The sequence below is a fragment of the uncultured Ruegeria sp. genome, assembly GCF_947489545.1.
Taxonomy (GTDB): Bacteria; Pseudomonadota; Alphaproteobacteria; order Rhodobacterales; family Rhodobacteraceae; genus Ruegeria.
In genome coordinates, this window is record NZ_CANLDZ010000001.1 from 315,680 (window position 1) to 332,195 (window position 16,516).

The window sequence follows — 16,516 nt, forward strand, 5'->3', positions numbered from 1 at the left end:
GCCCGCCTCTCCCTTAAGCGAAGGTTGCGGCGTATTCGTCAATCGCAGCCTTGATCTTGTCGGAAGCATCGCCCTTGATCTTGGGATCTTCGTCGGTGATCCACTGGAGCAAGTCGGCGTGCTTGCCGCGCAGATGCGCCAGCAAGCCAGCTTCGTAACGGCCAACATCGGACACGTCGATCTTGTCGAGGTAGCCGTTGGTACCGGCGAAGATAACGCAGACGATCTCGGCGTTGGTCAACGGCGAGTACTGCGGCTGTTTCATCAGCTCGGTCAGGCGCGCACCACGGTTCAGCAGCTGCTGGGTCGCGGCGTCGAGGTCGGAACCGAACTGCGCAAACGCAGCCATTTCGCGGTACTGAGCCAGCTCCAGCTTAACCGGACCGGCAACCGACTTCATCGAGTTGGTCTGAGCCGAGGAGCCCACACGCGAAACCGACAGACCGGTGTTCACAGCGGGGCGGATACCCTGGTAGAACAGTTCGGTTTCAAGGAAGATCTGACCGTCGGTGATCGAGATCACGTTGGTTGGAATAAACGCCGAAACGTCACCACCTTGGGTTTCGATAACCGGCAGAGCGGTCAACGAGCCCGCACCGAAGTCTTCGTTCAGCTTCGCCGAGCGTTCCAGCAGGCGGGAGTGAAGGTAGAAAACGTCACCAGGATAGGCTTCACGTCCGGGCGGACGACGCAGCAGCAGCGACATCTGACGATAAGACACAGCCTGTTTCGACAGGTCATCATAGATGATCAGTGCGTGGCGGCCATTGTCGCGGAAGAATTCGGCCATTGCGGTTGCGGCATAGGGTGCCAGGAACTGCATCGGCGCCGGGTCGGACGCGGTTGCGGCCACAACGATCGAGTAGTCAATCGCGCCGGACTCTTCCAGTTTCTTCACCAGCTGCGCAACGGTCGAACGCTTTTGGCCGATCGCAACGTAAACGCAGTACAGCTTCTTCGACTCGTCGTCGCCTGCTGCATCGTTGTAGGTTTTCTGGTTCAGGATGGCGTCCAGAGCAACGGCAGTTTTACCGGTCTGACGGTCACCAATGATCAGCTCACGCTGGCCACGACCAATCGGGATCATCGCGTCAACCGATTTCAGGCCGGTTGCCATCGGTTCATGAACCGATTTACGCGGGATGATGCCAGGTGCTTTGACGTCAGCAACGCCACGCTCGGTGGATTCGATGGGGCCTTTGCCGTCCAGCGGGTTGCCCAGACCGTCAACAACACGACCCAGCAGACCGTTACCAATCGGAACGTCCACGATCGAGTTGGTGCGCTTGACGATGTCACCTTCTTTGATGTCACGGTCGGAACCGAAGATAACAACACCAACGTTGTCGCTTTCCAGGTTCAGCGCCATGCCCATGATGCCGCCGGGGAATTCGACCATCTCACCCGCTTGCACATTGTCCAGACCGTATACGCGGGCAATCCCGTCACCGACGCTCAGCACGCGACCGATTTCGGCCACTTCGGCTTCCTGACCAAAATTCTTGATCTGGTCCTTCAGGATTGCAGAAATCTCTGCAGCTTGGATTCCCATTTATCCGACCTCTTTCATTGCATTCTGTAGGGAGTTGAGCTTCGACCGGATCGAGCTATCGATCATCTTCGAGCCCACTTTAACGACAAGACCGCCGATGAGGCTTTCATCAACGGTCGCATTGATTGTTACGTTTTTGCCAACACGCTCGGACAGCGTCTTGGACAGTTTTTCCATTTGCGTCTTGGTAAGCGCCTTGGCCGAGGCAACATCGGCAGTCACTTCGCCGCGTTCATCTGCCAGCATGTCGCGCAGGACGTTCACCAGTTGCGGTACAACGAACAGACGGCGTTTCTGCGCCATCAGGCCCAGCGTATTGCGCAGGATGGCATGCAGCCCCATCTTGTCGGCAATCGCGGTAATGGCTGATTCCTGTTCTGAGCGAGACACCAGTGGCGACGCAATCAGGTCGCGCAAGTCGGGACTGTCGCGCAAAGCTGCTGCCAGATCATTGATGCCGGTTTCCAGACCTGCGAGGTCTTTATTCTCTTTGGCGATCTCGAAGATCGCGGTGGCATAGCGCATGGCAATGCCTGTGGAAATCGAAGCTGGTTCGGACACGTCCACCCTTCCGATATTTTGGGCCCCGAATTCGCGTTGCGGCAGCTACCCCGGGGGCGTGAAGAAACCCCGTCCAAAAGGCCGGGGATCAAAATCAACGGGGATGTAGCAGAGCCGAACCAAGCTAGCAATATATTATAACCATCACAGTGTTATCCACAAAACGTTTCAATTCATACACTTACGGCAAGTGCGACCCTTTGGTTCAGGCACACCAGTTGAAAAATGTTACGAAATTGCAGGTTTTTGCGATTCCTGTGACTTTTTTCCCTCATGATTTTGCCTTCAACGGACCTTATAAAGCCTCGATCCATTAGGCAGGCTTCAGCAATCCATCGAGTGCTTTTATCGGTCGTTTTTCGGTGTCTTTGGTCACGTTGCCACCTGGCGGTCGTATGTGTTTGGTCGCTTCCACCATCAGGACGCCACCTGCCATGACCGTCGGCAATCGTTGTCCTGTTTTTTCGATCAGGCTGCCGGATTTCAGCCAGTAGCGCTTGAAGGATGGCGGCATGTACAGGGCGGAACAATGAGACCCCGGCAGGAAATGATGGGCCTTTAACTGGTTTTCCAGTTGTGAGGCCGAATAAGGTCGCCCGTAGCCGAACGGGGTTCGGTCCGATCGTGACCATAACCCGGCCCGGTTCGGCACAATAAACAGCGCCCGCCCGCCTGGGCCCAGAACGCGCCAGCATTCTTCTAACAGCTGAGTAGGTCGTTCTGAGGTTTCCAGCCCGTGCATCACCACCAACTTGTCCACATGACCGGTTTCGATGGGCCAGAGCGTTTCTTCCGTCAGAACCGAAACATTCGGCATCCCGGCCGGCCACGGCATAACACCTTGCGGGCCGGGCATGAGGCCGATCACACGCCGCGCCTCCTTCAGGTAGGGGCGCAGCAGCGGCACAGCAAACCCAAAGCCTGCAACTGTCTGACCCTTTGCCTCGGGCCAAAGATCTGTCAGGCGGCCACGTATCGCCGCCTGCGCCGCACGCCCTAACGTGCTGCGGTAATAGAAATTCCTCAGATCCTGCACATCAAGATGCATTGCGGACACCCGGTCAATCGGCTTAGCTGAGTGCAGTCTAGCAACGAAAGGGCAAAAGGCCATGCCTCTTGAGATCGTCACCATCCCGTGCCTCAGCGACAATTACGCATTTCTCGCCCACGACCGTGTCAGTGGCGACACAGCGCTTGTCGACGCGCCGCAGGCAGAACCGATTCTTACCGCGCTGAATGAGCGGAACTGGCAGTTGAGCCACATTCTTCTGACCCATCACCACTGGGATCACGTTGATGGCCTTGCTGCTATTCGTGAAGCCCATCCGGCAGAAGTGGTCGGCGCTGCGGCAGATGCCCACCGCCTGCCGCCCCTGAACTTGCAGGTTGCTGAAGGGGATAGATTTGAAATCGGCGGCGAACCGGTCGAGGTTCTGGACGTCTCAGGCCACACTGTAGGCCATGTGGCCTTTTACCTACCCAAAAGCAAAGCGGTGTTTACAGCCGACAGCCTGATGGCCCTTGGGTGCGGGCGTCTATTTGAAGGCACCGCCCCTCAAATGTGGTCTTCTCTAAGCAAACTAGCCGCCCTGCCCGACGACACGCTGGTATGTTCGGGGCATGAATACTCCCAATCCAATGCCAGATTCGCCCTGACAATCGATCCGGACAATTTGGCTTTGCAGGACCGCGTAGTCGAAATTGATCGTGCGCGTGCAACAGGGATACCTACTGTTCCTTCAGTTCTGGCTTTGGAAAAGGCTACAAATCCCTTCTTGCGGGCGGCAGATCCGGCGATTCAAGCGCATTTAGGCATCGAAAACTCGGACCCAGCCAAAGTTTTTGCCGAGATCCGGTCTAGAAAAGACAGGTTTTAGTGCCTATTTCGCCCTCTTCACGGCCACGGTCACAGGAAATGTGACTGTCAAGTGAAAGAAAACCCTTGAAGCCGGGCGTCGATCAACCAAACTCTAATAGTATGAGGACATGGTTGGGATGGGGATCCGGCCGAAGCCCGCCCCTTCCGACCCAAGACAGAGGAGCACCCGCGTGCCTTCATTCTCGAGCACATTAGAACAAGCCATCCACGCGGCCTTGGCAGCTGCGAATGAGCGGCGCCACGAATTTGCAACGCTAGAGCATCTGCTACTGGCGCTTTTGGAAGAACCTGACGCCATCCGCGTCATGAAAGCCTGTAGCGTTGATCTGGACGAGCTGCGTAGCACTCTGGTCGAGTTCATTGATGAGGACCTGTCCAATCTGGTCACGGATATCGACGGATCCGAAGCTGTCCCGACTGCAGCTTTCCAACGTGTTATTCAGCGCGCCGCCATCCATGTCCAAAGTTCTGGCCGAACCGAAGTTACCGGAGCAAATGTACTGGTTGCGATCTTTGCCGAGCGCGAAAGCAACGCGGCCTATTTCCTTCAAGAACAGGACATGACCCGTTACGACGCGGTCAATTTCATCGCCCATGGTGTTGCCAAGGACCCAGCATATGGCGAAAGCCGGTCCGTCTCCGGTGCGGATCAGGTCGAAGAAGAGGCGCAGGCGGGTTCCGGCGAGGCAGAACAGAAAGAAAGCGCACTGGGAAAATACTGCGTCGATCTGAATGCAAAGTCCCGCGCTGGCGATGTAGACCCCTTGATCGGCCGGGCCGACGAGGTGGAACGTTGCATTCAGGTGCTTTGCCGCCGTCGCAAGAACAACCCGCTTCTGGTTGGCGACCCCGGTGTTGGCAAAACGGCCATAGCCGAAGGTCTGGCCTATAAGATTGTGCAGGGCGAAGCACCCGACGTGCTCTCCGAAACAACAATCTATTCGCTCGACATGGGCGCGCTGTTGGCCGGGACCCGCTATCGCGGCGATTTCGAAGAGCGTCTCAAGGCGGTGGTAACCGAGCTGGAAGACCACCCTGATGCGGTGCTGTTCATTGATGAAATTCATACTGTCATCGGTGCTGGCGCCACCTCAGGCGGTGCTATGGATGCCTCGAACCTGCTGAAGCCTGCGCTTCAGGGCGGCAAGCTGCGCACCATGGGGTCGACGACGTATAAAGAGTTCCGTCAGCACTTTGAAAAAGACCGTGCCCTGTCCCGTCGGTTCCAGAAGATCGATGTAAACGAGCCAACGGTTGAAGACAGCGTAAAGATTCTGCGCGGCCTCAAGCCCTATTTCGAGAAGCATCACGAGATCAAGTATACCGCAGATGCAATCAAGACAGCGGTTGAGCTGTCTGCGCGCTACATCAATGATCGCAAATTGCCGGACAAAGCCATCGATGTAATCGACGAGGCTGGCGCCGCCCAGCATCTGGTCGCAGAAAGCAAGCGTCGCAAAACCATCGGCGTCAAAGAGATCGAAGCTGTGGTGGCCAAGATCGCGCGCATTCCGCCGAAGAACGTCACCAAAGACGATGCCGAGGTTCTGAAAGACCTGGAAGCATCTCTGAAACGCGTGGTGTTTGGTCAGGATCTGGCCATCGAAGCGCTCTCAAGCGCGATCAAACTGGCGCGCGCCGGTCTGCGTGAGCCCGAAAAACCAATTGGCAACTACCTGTTCGCGGGACCAACTGGTGTCGGGAAGACTGAGGTCGCAAAACAACTGGCCGATACTTTGGGGGTCGAACTGCTGCGCTTTGATATGTCCGAGTACATGGAAAAACACGCGGTCAGCCGTCTGATCGGCGCACCTCCGGGATATGTAGGCTTCGATCAGGGTGGCCTGCTGACTGACGGTGTCGATCAACACCCGCATTGTGTGCTGCTTCTGGACGAGATCGAAAAGGCGCACCCGGATGTGTTCAACATCCTGTTGCAAGTGATGGACCACGGTGAATTGACCGATCACAACGGCCGTACGGTGAATTTCCGCAACGTTGTCCTGATCATGACTTCAAACGCAGGTGCGCAGGAACAGGCCAAGGCCGCCATCGGCTTTGCCCGTGATCGTCGCGAGGGTGAGGATACCGCAGCGATCGAACGCATGTTCACGCCGGAATTCCGCAACCGTCTGGATGCCGTAATCTCCTTCGCACCATTGCCGAAAGAGGTCATTCTGCAAGTGGTCGAGAAATTCGTCCTGCAGCTTGAAGCGCAATTGCTGGATCGCGGTGTGACCATCGATCTGACGACCAAGGCGGCTGCCTGGCTGGCCGACAAAGGATATGATGACAAGATGGGCGCGCGGCCTCTTGGGCGCGTCATTCAAGAGCATATCAAAAAACCTCTCGCCGAAGAGCTTTTGTTCGGGAAGCTGGCCAAAGGCGGTGTGGTGCGGGTATCGGTCAAGAAAGGTGAGCTGGACCTAGAAATCCTGGGGCCCGATCAGCGGCGTATCCCGGGCGACAAGCCGCCATTGCTGACGGCAGATTGATCTAACCGACCAAAATTTATCAAGAACCGCCCGGCCGCTGACCAGCGCCGGGCGGCTTTGCGTTTTGGTCTGGGTCAAATCTGACACTGTATCTTGTCTGCGCGACGGAAACTGAAACTCCATACGTTTAGTCCTAGTACACGGTCATCTGAGGAGTTTGGGAATGCACAGGAAAAAAACCATGATTTGGGGTGTCGCTATTTTGGCATCTGTTAGCGCGGCCGTAGCGACGGCACAGCATAGGTTTCGCTATCATGACGAAACCGAAACCAGACCGATCAACCTTGTGCCTGCAACGGTCGACCCAGGCACCAATCAATCCGAAATCAAAGAAACGGCATCTAAGCTGCGCCTGACTGGCAACGGCATTCCTGACCACCTTGTTGGGCAGTTTCCCAACCGCGGAAATCCACACAGCATTTCCACTCAGAATGTAAAACTGAACATTCCGGCAAATCCAAAATCGACCGGATCCAGAACACCGTTACAAATGGGTTGGAATTTTGGCGTCTCGCTGACCGGGGTGACGTTTGATCCACTGGCAGCAGAATTCTGGCACGGGGATCAACGCTCAGGGTGGTCTTACAATGCCTTGGGTGGAGCGATTGCTCTGGGTCTTGACGCGAACTATGCGCATGTTCAGCCAACTGGAAAATATCACTATCACGGCGTCCCGACCGGATTGATCGAACTGCATGACTGGTCACCTGTAAAGCACTCGCCCCTGATTGGGTACGCTGCCGATGGCTATCCGATTTATGCCATGACTGGTGTGATTGACGGCCAGGTGATCCAAATGACCTCATCTTACCGTTTGAAATCCGGCAATCGGCCAGGGGGCAACCAACCGGACGGTCGATATGATGGCACGTTCAACGAGGACTATGCCTATGTTCAGGGCAGCGGGACATTGGATCAGTGTAACGGCGCGTTTACTGTTTCAGCCGAATACCCATCTGGAACCTACGCCTATTTCCTGACCGAAGACTACCCGGTGATCCCAAGGTGCTTTGCCGGAACACCGGACAAAAGTTTCCGTTTTGGGCGTCAATAGTCTGAAGTCTCAGAAAACCAACGATTTCATCGTTCGGTGAGCTTCAGCTCGATCCGACGGTTCTGCGCCCGGGCTTCGGGCGTGTTGGCCGGGTTGACGGGTTGGAACTCGCCGAACCCGTTGGCCGCCAATCGGTTCGGCGGTATGCCCAGCGCGTCGACCATGTAGCGCACCACTGACAAGGCACGACCCTGGCTAAGCTCCCAGTTGTCACGATATCGACCACCACCGCCCAAAGGCACGTTATCCGTATGACCGTCGACCCGAATGACCCAGTTCAGGCCGGATGGAATTTCGGCCGCCACACCACGCAAGATGTTGGCCACTTTGGCGACTTCCTGACGCCCTTCCGCTGACAAAACCGCCGAGCCGGTATCGAACAGAACTTCCGAGGAAAAGACAAACCGGTCCCCCTCGATCCGAACGCCCTCCTGATTGCCCAGAACATCGCGCAACCTGCCGAAAAACTCGGAGCGATAGCGTTCAAGGTCTGCGGCCTGCGCCGTCAGCTCCTGATTTTCACCGGCAAGGGATTCCGCTTCCGCCTCAAGTCGAAGACGCTCGGCCTCTTCCAGCAATCGGCGGCGACGCTCTTCCGAGGCGGCCCGTGCCAATGCCGCGTTCAGGTCCTGACCCAATGTCTGAATTTGAACTTCTGAGGCTGCATTGCGCTCCTCGAAGTCGTCCAGCAGGGCCTGCAAAGACCCCAGCTGTCCTCGCAAAGCTGCGATCTGTTGGTTCAACAAGGCAGCCTCGCGTTGTGCTTTAGCGGAGATTGTCTTCTCTGCCAAAATTGTTTCGCGCGCGACGGCCAGCAGGGCCTCTCGTTGATCCGCTAATGATCTTTGCTCATCCGCGTCGACTTGCGCCTGTGTCCGCGCCGCAAGAGCGGCCTCCAACTGCGCTTGTAGTTCCTCGTTGTTCAGTTCCCCAAACTGGCGTTCAAGCTCAGCTCTGGCAGCTTGCGCAGCAGCCAACAAGGTCAGGGTTTCCTCGGCCTCCTTGCGCTGCGCCTCCAGCGCAAGGGTCATGGCCGTCAACTCAGCATCTGCGTTCTGCAACCGATTGCGCAGGTTTTCCGCAGCTGCAGCTTCCGCCAAGCGGGCCGCTTCTTCGTCGCTCAGGTTCTGTTCCAGTTCTGAAATCTGGGCCACACGTTCCGCTTCGGATTGCTCTAGATCAGCAATCAGTGCTTCCAGTGCCTCGCGACGGGACGCCGCCAAACGCGCTGCTTCAGCCTGTGCGTCAATCTCGTCCCGGCTTTGGGTAAGTGCAAGGTTCAGCGCTTCTTGCGCGCTAAGTAGTTGTTCACGCTGGTTTTCCAAAGCAGCGATATCACCCAACGCCCGTTCCTGATCAGACAACAAGGCCGCGACCTGCGCTTCGAAATCCGTGATACGGGTTTGGGCCTGATCCAATGCCGCCGCTTGCCGGTCCCTCTCGGTCGTCAGTGATGCGATCAGTGACTGCGCTTGCGCCAAGTCACCTTCGGCCTCCGAGAGTGTCGTCGTAAGCGCCCCGAGTCGAGCTTCCAATCGACTATTTTCGCGTTCTTCCAGACCAAGCGCGCCCGCTAGCGCAGCCACTTCATCTGACAGGGCCGTCAACTCATCTTCTTGCCCCGAGATGGTTTCACGCAGAACAAACTGTACCACCATGAAGATGGTCAGCACGAAGATCAGCACCATCAGCAAGCCCGTCATCGCATCCACGAAGCCGGGCCAGATAGAGCCTTGGAATCGTTGGCCGGTGCGGCGGGAGAGCGCCATGGGTTACTCCCCTTCCGGCGCGGTGCGCACCGCGCCGCGCGGCAGTGTCATCGCTTTGACTAACAGTTCAAGATCCTTGCGCAGTTCGTTCATGCTTTCCTGCCGTCCGGCGGAAATCTCTTCCAGAATGCGCAGCAATTGGACATCCATGGATCGCAAGCGCATGCGGCTTTCGGCATCAATCCCTTCGCCTGACCCGTGATCGCGCAAATGATCCAACAACGCGTCCTGGCCCAACGCGATCCGTTCCAGCGCGGCAGTCACGCCTTCGCTGTCTGCCTGACGCAAGTTCATGTCACCAATTACATCAACCAATTGGCTTAGCTTTGCTGAAACGTCTGCCCTCTCAGTTTCCTGCGAAATAAACATCGACTGCAACGCATCCATCTGTTCTGACATCGCATCAAGAACCGGCGTCAGCACAGCAATCTCGGCACCGCCATCCTCACCCGAGGCAAATCCGACGCGGGTGATACCAGACAGCCATTCTTCCAGCTCACGGTAGAAACGGTTTTGGCCGTGCCCGGCAAACACTTCAAGAAGGCCGACAATCAGTGACCCGGCCAGACCCAGCAAAGACGAGCCAAAGGCGACGCCCATACCCTGTAACTGCGCCTCAAGCCCGGTCATGAGGCGGTTGAATACGGCCAGCCCTTCTTCGCCCTCTTGCGGATTAAGGCTGCGGATAGTGTCGACAATGGCCGGCACGGTCGTGGCCAGACCGAAAAACGTTCCCAAAAGACCCAGATAGATCAGGACGTTGGTGATATAGCGCGTAATCTCGCGTTCTTCCTCGACCCGTTCCGCCACGGAATCAAGGATCGAGCGTGTCGATGTTGAACTGATCTGAGACCGTGCGCCCCGTTCCCGCAAAAGCGACGCCAGCGGTGCCAACAGTTGAGGCGTGCGGGCGTCTTCACGGACCACCCCGCCAACGAATGCCTCGATCCATCGGACCGAGCCGATAAGCTGCGTGACCTGATAGAAACAGGCGAACACACCGATAACAAAGACCAACAGAATAAACCCGTTCAGATACGGGTTCGCGAAAAACACCGGCAGCACATAGGGCAGCGCCATGAATATCCCCAGCCCTGCAAGGCCGATTGCGATCAACATCATCACAATCTGCCGAATGGGATGCGAGAAATGGGGTCTCGCGCCCTGATGTGCCTGCGCCATGCGCGTTGTTCCCGATATTTGCCTGCTCTGGGCCGAATCTAGCGAAATTACGCCGGTGACGCCAAGAGTTTATGCGGTAAGCTTGCGCACCCGTTGCGACAACCACTCAAGATCCGGATCGTGTAAGCCGATCTCGGTCAGATGTTCGGCTGTATTGTACAGATATTCGGTGTTAGGGCCGCGCCCGCCAACCGCATGGGCGATGATCTGGGCCTGATCCTCTAACGGCATACCGCCGCAATATTGAACATGATCGCCATCAATCACATATGTCACGGCATTCACGGCCTCGCCATTATCCAGATGAACATCCAGCATTCGTTCAACATAGGCCGACGAGATTAGTTCGCGTTCGCGTAGTTCTTGCAATGTAAGGTCTTCGTGCCCGGATTCCACCGCCAGAGCCAACCCTTTGCACTGAGCCTCGGCCTGTTCGTCCAACGCCAAGACAAGGCCCGGGTTTTCTTCTGTCCCGCGGTGGTGGATCGAGCTCATGCAAAATGACCGCGCATAACCGTGCAACGTCGCGCGTTCGCTGCGGGCCACCGGAAAGCCCGGATTCCACAGCAGAGATCCATAACCGAAAACCCACATCGTCATTGCACTGGTCCTTGCACGTTTCGGCCTATAAACATCAAATCCAAAGCAGGAAAAAGGGCCAATGCGCATGCGCCGTCTGATACGAGTGATCATTTTTGCGGCTCTCGCATGGAGCGCCTACTGGTTCGTTGCCGGGTATGGCCTGCGCAATGCGATCACAAGCTGGTTCGACCAACAGCAAGACCTGGGCTGGCAGGCCGATTTCTCGGATGTCGCCACCGCTGGATATCCCGCGCATCATCTCACCCGGTTGAACAATCCTGCGCTGGCGGATCCGGTGAACGGCACGGCCTGGAGCGCGGATTGGATCGAATTCCAAAGCCCCGCAATCTGGCCCGGACGGCAGGTTTTGCGCTTTGCCGAAACGCCTCAGCGCTTGTCCTACTATGATCAGACTTCAACCATTGAGGCAGATGCGCTTCAGGCCGAGCTTCAATTGCAGCCCGGCGTTGCCTTGATGCTTGAGAAAATGGCCCTGACTGCCGGGCCATGGATGATCACCGAAGACACAGAAACGCTGGCCGCCGGAAGCACACTCGGGCTTATCATGGAGCAAACGGCCGTTCCCGAGGCCTATATGATTTCGGGGAAAGTGGACGGCTTCACGCCCGGGGATGACCTGCGCAACCTGATGAAGTCAGCCGCGTCGCTACCGCAGGCGTTCGATACGCTGGAGTTGGATATGGTCGCCACGTTCGACAAGCCATGGGACCGCTCCGCGCTAGAGCAGAGCCGCCCGCAGCCGACGCAAATCGATCTGAATCTGGCTGAAATCAAGTGGGGCGAGTTAAGGTTGTTTGCGGCCGGAGAGCTTGATGTCGACACCCAGGGTATCCCAACTGGCGAGATCGCGATCAAAGCAGAGAACTGGCGCGATATGATCGCAATGGCGAATGCTGCGGGCGCCCTGCCCGATCAGGCCGTTGACCCAGTGACGCGCGCCCTGAATTTTCTGGCCGGCTTGGGTGGCAACCCCAATGCGCTGGATCTGCAGCTGAACTTTCGCGATGGATTCGTCGCGTTGGGGCCGCTGCCACTTGGGCCTGCCCCTCGCCTGATCCTGCGCTAGCGGCAGTATGGACCGCTGCGATAGCGTGCTGTGTCCAGATGGAAATGGTCGCGGTGGTAATGATCTGAGTTCGGCCCCAACACAGTACCAAAGGGTCCGCACGCGCCGCGCCAGACTTTCTTGAGTTGTTTTTGGGATGGGTTCTTACGCCATCCCTGATACACGCTCACCACTTCGCCATCTGCCATCACAAAACCCGAGATATCTATGGCGCGCCCTTTGCCATGCTCGGAAACACGGGCGCCTTTGCGGTTGTTGCGGGTGCGACACGCATAATGTGCAGCCACCTGCAACTGGACGACCGGACCCCGCCGCTTGAAGGTTGGCTTGACTGACTTATCCACCCACTTGTTCAGCGCAATTGCCGTTCCGCAATCCATTGTCGACGGGCGGCTTAGCTTCACACCCGAGATCGAGGTGATCTGAACAGCGTCCTTAACTCCGCACGCCTTGATTTTCCCCGGAACCCTTCCAACGGCTTTGCCTTGAATAGCGATGTCGCCACACACCGAGCTCTTACGCAATTTCCGTTTCTTGAACAGCACCTCTTGTTCCAGCGACTTGGGCCGCATGTACGGCATCAGAGATATGTCGGGTGCCAACAAGGGCAAATCCGACGGCCGCGCGGTAAAGGCCGCAACCTGCGGCGAGGCTGGGCGCAATTCAGGGCGCAATTTGGGGATGGCGATCACTTGGACCGACGCGCTCTGGACGGCGACGGGGACAATTGATGCTCCGCCTGAATAGATCGCCGGTCGTGCGACCGGTATCAACGACTGTTCCAATGGCATCGCCTGAGGCGCTGAGGCCCAGATGACTGCAACTCCGATTAGTAGTCTTCCCCCCAAAACTCTCATCAGCTTGCCTTTCCGCGACCGAAATTCGGCGCATCGGTATCCTGACCCGCGTCGATGATACCGCGCCGAATGGCGCGGGTACGGGTGAAATAGTCAAACAATTGCTCACCGTCGCCGGTTCGAATTGCCCGTTGCAACGCAAACAACTCCTCGGTGAAACGCCCCAGGATCTCTAGTGTTGCGTCCTTGTTGGTTAGGAACACATCGCGCCACATGGTCGGATCAGAGGCAGCAATACGGGTGAAATCACGAAAGCCCGCTGCCGAGTACTTGATGACCTCGCTATCGGTCACCCGCCGCAGATCATCGGCCACACCCACCATCGTGTAAGCAATCAAGTGCGGCGCATGAGAGGTCACGGCCAAAACGAGATCATGATGGTCGGCGTCCATCTCATCGACGTTTGATCCCAAACCTTCCCAAAACGCGCGCAATCGGGCGATGGCGTCCGGGTCGGACCCATCGACTGGAACCAGCAAACTCCAACGGTTGTCGAACAATTCGGCAAAGCCGGATTCCGGACCCGAATGTTCCGTCCCCGCCAACGGGTGGGCCGGGATAAAATGCACGCCTTCGGGGATGTGCGGAGCCACAGATTTTATGACGTGGCGCTTTACAGACCCTACATCTGACACTGTTGCGCCTGGCTTCAGAACCGGCGCGATGTCTTTCGCAACTGCGGCCATTGCCCCCACGGGTACGCATAGAACAACCAGATCTGCACCCTGGACAGCTTCTTGCGCAGTGTCGCATACCCGGTCGCACAGCCCAATGCGGCGGGCGGTGTCCCGGGTCGCCGTGGACCGGGCAAAGCCCGTAACCTCGTTCGCAAGGCCTGCGCGTTTGATCGCCCAGTACATGGACGAAGCAATCAAGCCCAAACCAATCAGCGCCACGCGGTCATAAATCTGGCTCATGCAGCGCCCCCTTTGAACGCAGTGACAGCCGCGACAACACGGCGACAGGCCTCTTCATCGCCCACAGTGATCCGTAAAGCGCTTGGCAGGTTGTAACCCGCAACACGTCGCACGATCAAACCCTGCGTTTTGAAGTGGTCGTCACAAGCCTCGGCCTCGGCCTGATCTGCAAAGCGCGCGAGAATGAAATTGGTGCTGGATGGATCAGAGGGCACACCAATCTTCGCCAGTTCATCCGCCATCCAAACCCTAAGGCGCGCGTTCTCAGATTTGCAGAACTCTAGGAACTCGGTATCGTTAATCGCAGCTTCGGCCGCAGCAAGCGCGGTCAGCGACAGATTGAATGGCTGGCGTACCCGGTTCAGCACATCGATAATCGGCTTCCGCGCATATCCCCAACCGACCCGCATACCGCCCAAGCCATACACTTTGGAAAAGGTCCGCGTCATGATCACGTTCTCAAAGCGGTCGACCAAAGACGCACCGCCATCAAACCCGTCGACGAATTCCGTATAAGCACCGTCCAGCACCATCAGACAATGGTCAGGCAGGCCCTGGGCCAGACGCTCCAATTCTGCTTCGGAAATCATGGTCGAAGTCGGGTTACCGGGGTTGGTTACAAAAACGATTTTTGTCTGTGGCGTCACCGCATCCAAAATAGCATCGACATCGACCTTTCGGTCGCGCTCAGCCACCATAACCGGTGTCGCGCTCGCCATACGCGCGATGATTGGGTACATCGAAAACCCGTGCTCGGTATAGATGACCTCGTCCCCCGGTCCCGCATAGGCCTGGGCTACAAATTGCAGCACTTCGTCGCTGCCGACACCGCAGATGACCTGTGCCGGGTCAAGCCCGTGCACATCACCGATGGCCGCGCGCAGGCTCGCGTGGTCTGTGTTGGGATAACGATGTAATGTGGCCGCGCTGTCGCGAGCGGCTTCAATCGCCTTGGGACTGGGGCCAAACGGGTTTTCGTTGGAACTCAGCTTGATAACCTGTTCCACCCCCGCAACATGCGACTGGCCGCCCTGATACAGCGCAATGTCCATAATGCCGGGTTGAGGGGTAATTTGGGTCATGAGAGGCTCCGTTAGTTGAGCTCCTCATACCTGTCTCAAGGCGTTGAGAAAAGCGGCAATTCCGTCAGGCGGCCTTGAAGCGGGCCGTCGCCGGATCAGCATTGTAATACGGCACGTACTCTTCGGTCCGGTGGGACAGCTCATTAACACTGTCGATGATGAATTGGACCGTTTCCTCGCTCATCAAATACGAGAAGTTCAGCCGCACCCAGCCGGGTTTCTTCATTTCCGCCCCGGCCGACAATTCGGCGTGCAATCTTTCCGAGGTCGCCTGGTCAATGTCCAAAAGGCGGTGGGCATAAGGGCCCGCGCAGGCGCATCCTCCCCTTGCCTGAATGCCGTAGATATCGCTGAGCATCCGTGTGAACAGTTGTTGATGCACCGGCTGTCCGGCATTGTCACGGACAAGGAAAGAATAAATCGGCAAGCGATGCGGGTTGCCCGTTCCCAGCAAAGTCAGGTTCGGATTGTCCTTCCAGCCGTCCAGCGCCATGCGGTTGTACAAAGCTTCGCGCCTGGCGATCTCGTCCGTGCCAACCACGTCTTTGACAATAAAGGCAAGTGCCGCACGAATATCGCCAATGACATTGGGCGTTCCGGCCTCTTCCCGCGCAGACAGATCTTCGCTGTAATCGTGCCGCCAGGGCGAGACGAAGCTAACGGTCCCACCGCCCGGCCAACTGGGGCATGTGCGTTGAACGGCAGGCCGGTTTACGACCAGCACGCCGGATGCACCCGGCCCGCCTGGAAATTTATGAGGGGACACAACGATTGCATCCTTACGGGCATCATGTGGCCCCATATCCATCGGCAGATACGGACCGCCACCAGCATAATCCCAGACGGCCAGCGCGCCATGCGCTTTCAGCAGCCGTGTCACCGGGTCAGGATCGGTGATGATCCCAGTCACGTTCGATGCGGCCGAAAACGACCCGATCACCAGATCCGCGCCTGAATTTGCACTCAAGGTGTCTTCTAACACCTGCAAATCAATACCTCCGCCAGATGCCTCGGGTATTTCTATCACCTGCGCTTTGCTTTCGCGCCATGGCAGGATGTTCGAGTGGTGTTCGTATGGACCGATCAAAACAATCGGTTGGTCAGCCTCCTGCACTCCCAGCAGACTGACCAACCGATTGAGCCCAGCAGTGGCACCAGATCCGGCAAATATCACCGCATCTTCTTCCCGTGCGCCAACAATGCGGGCTATTTCTGCGCGCGCCTCGCGCCGAAGCCGCGTCATATACGAACCGCAGTAAGAGGCCTCGGTGTGGCTGTTGGCATAGAACGGCAACACATGCGCGGCTACGAAATCTTCTACCTGCCGCAACGCGCGGCCTGAGGCGACGTAGTCCGCATATACAAGCGGCACGTCCCCATGCAGACCCGGGATCAGGACATTCTCTCCGATCAACCCATCGCGCAGGCTGGAATTGTGAGTGGTGGATTGGATTTCCGCACGAAAATTGGTCAGGGTCATAACACAGGCTCCTTACTGT

The 16,516-nt window shown here is 57.2% G+C and carries 14 protein-coding genes; 4 read left to right on the forward strand and 10 right to left on the reverse strand.

What is annotated here, in order from left to right; all coding sequences use genetic code 11:
- Positions 1–13 precede the first annotated feature (13 nt).
- The 3 genes from atpA to Q1B13_RS01525 form a co-directional block, all read right to left on the reverse strand.
- A complete protein-coding gene (atpA, locus tag Q1B13_RS01515; protein WP_299077334.1) occupies positions 14–1,552 on the reverse strand; it encodes a F0F1 ATP synthase subunit alpha in 1,539 nt (512 codons plus the stop codon).
- Complete coding sequence (locus Q1B13_RS01520) at positions 1,553–2,113, reverse strand: F0F1 ATP synthase subunit delta (protein ID WP_299077337.1); 561 nt, start codon at positions 2,111–2,113, stop codon at positions 1,553–1,555.
- Between the two features lie 313 nt (positions 2,114–2,426).
- Positions 2,427–3,161 carry a class I SAM-dependent methyltransferase gene (locus tag Q1B13_RS01525; protein WP_298934067.1) on the reverse strand — a complete coding sequence of 245 codons (735 nt, stop codon included), beginning with the start codon at positions 3,159–3,161 and terminating at the stop codon, positions 2,427–2,429.
- Positions 3,162–3,222: 61 nt separating this feature from the next.
- Between Q1B13_RS01525 and gloB the strand changes: the two genes are divergently transcribed.
- The 3 genes from gloB to Q1B13_RS01540 all read left to right on the forward strand — a co-directional run bounded on the left by gloB (position 3,223) and on the right by Q1B13_RS01540 (position 7,541).
- Positions 3,223–3,990, forward strand: a complete 768-nt coding sequence (gene gloB / locus Q1B13_RS01530) for a hydroxyacylglutathione hydrolase (protein ID WP_299077339.1) — start codon at positions 3,223–3,225, stop codon at positions 3,988–3,990.
- A 172-nt stretch (positions 3,991–4,162) separates the two neighbouring features.
- A complete protein-coding gene (clpA, locus tag Q1B13_RS01535; protein ID WP_298933916.1) occupies positions 4,163–6,487 on the forward strand; it encodes an ATP-dependent Clp protease ATP-binding subunit ClpA in 2,325 nt (774 codons plus the stop codon).
- A 163-nt stretch (positions 6,488–6,650) separates the two neighbouring features.
- On the forward strand, positions 6,651–7,541 hold the full coding sequence (locus Q1B13_RS01540; RefSeq protein ID WP_299077342.1) for a YHYH protein: 891 nt from the start codon (positions 6,651–6,653) through the stop codon (positions 7,539–7,541).
- A gap of 26 nt (positions 7,542–7,567) precedes the next feature.
- Here the strand turns inward: Q1B13_RS01540 and Q1B13_RS01545 are convergent, their stop codons facing one another.
- The 3 genes from Q1B13_RS01545 to Q1B13_RS01555 all read right to left on the reverse strand — a co-directional run bounded on the left by Q1B13_RS01545 (position 7,568) and on the right by Q1B13_RS01555 (position 11,092).
- Positions 7,568–9,310 (reverse strand): peptidoglycan -binding protein, encoded by a 1,743-nt coding sequence (locus Q1B13_RS01545; RefSeq protein ID WP_299077345.1) that lies wholly within the window; start codon positions 9,308–9,310, stop codon positions 7,568–7,570.
- A 3-nt stretch (positions 9,311–9,313) separates the two neighbouring features.
- Complete coding sequence (locus tag Q1B13_RS01550; RefSeq protein ID WP_298933923.1) at positions 9,314–10,492, reverse strand: biopolymer transporter ExbB; 1,179 nt, start codon at positions 10,490–10,492, stop codon at positions 9,314–9,316.
- A gap of 69 nt (positions 10,493–10,561) precedes the next feature.
- Entirely contained in the window at positions 10,562–11,092 is a 531-nt protein-coding gene (locus tag Q1B13_RS01555) for a gamma-glutamylcyclotransferase (protein WP_299077348.1), read from the reverse strand.
- A 61-nt stretch (positions 11,093–11,153) separates the two neighbouring features.
- Between Q1B13_RS01555 and Q1B13_RS01560 the strand changes: the two genes are divergently transcribed.
- Positions 11,154–12,161: a DUF2125 domain-containing protein gene (locus Q1B13_RS01560; protein WP_299077351.1), complete on the forward strand. Its 1,008-nt coding sequence runs from the start codon at positions 11,154–11,156 to the stop codon at positions 12,159–12,161.
- Here the strand turns inward: Q1B13_RS01560 and Q1B13_RS01565 are convergent.
- The 4 genes from Q1B13_RS01565 to Q1B13_RS01580 form a co-directional block, all read right to left on the reverse strand.
- Complete coding sequence (locus Q1B13_RS01565) at positions 12,158–12,952, reverse strand: extensin family protein (RefSeq protein ID WP_366870882.1); 795 nt, start codon at positions 12,950–12,952, stop codon at positions 12,158–12,160. The genes Q1B13_RS01560 and Q1B13_RS01565 overlap by 4 nt on opposite strands.
- A gap of 65 nt (positions 12,953–13,017) precedes the next feature.
- Entirely contained in the window at positions 13,018–13,935 is a 918-nt protein-coding gene (locus Q1B13_RS01570) for a prephenate/arogenate dehydrogenase family protein (protein ID WP_299077357.1), read from the reverse strand.
- On the reverse strand, positions 13,932–15,017 hold the full coding sequence (gene hisC / locus Q1B13_RS01575; protein WP_299077359.1) for a histidinol-phosphate transaminase: 1,086 nt from the start codon (positions 15,015–15,017) through the stop codon (positions 13,932–13,934). The genes Q1B13_RS01570 and hisC overlap by 4 nt, the downstream gene beginning before the upstream one ends.
- Before the next feature lie 64 nt (positions 15,018–15,081).
- Positions 15,082–16,497 (reverse strand): aminotransferase class V-fold PLP-dependent enzyme, encoded by a 1,416-nt coding sequence (locus Q1B13_RS01580; RefSeq protein ID WP_299077362.1) that lies wholly within the window; start codon positions 16,495–16,497, stop codon positions 15,082–15,084.
- Between the last annotated feature and the right edge of the window lie 19 nt (positions 16,498–16,516).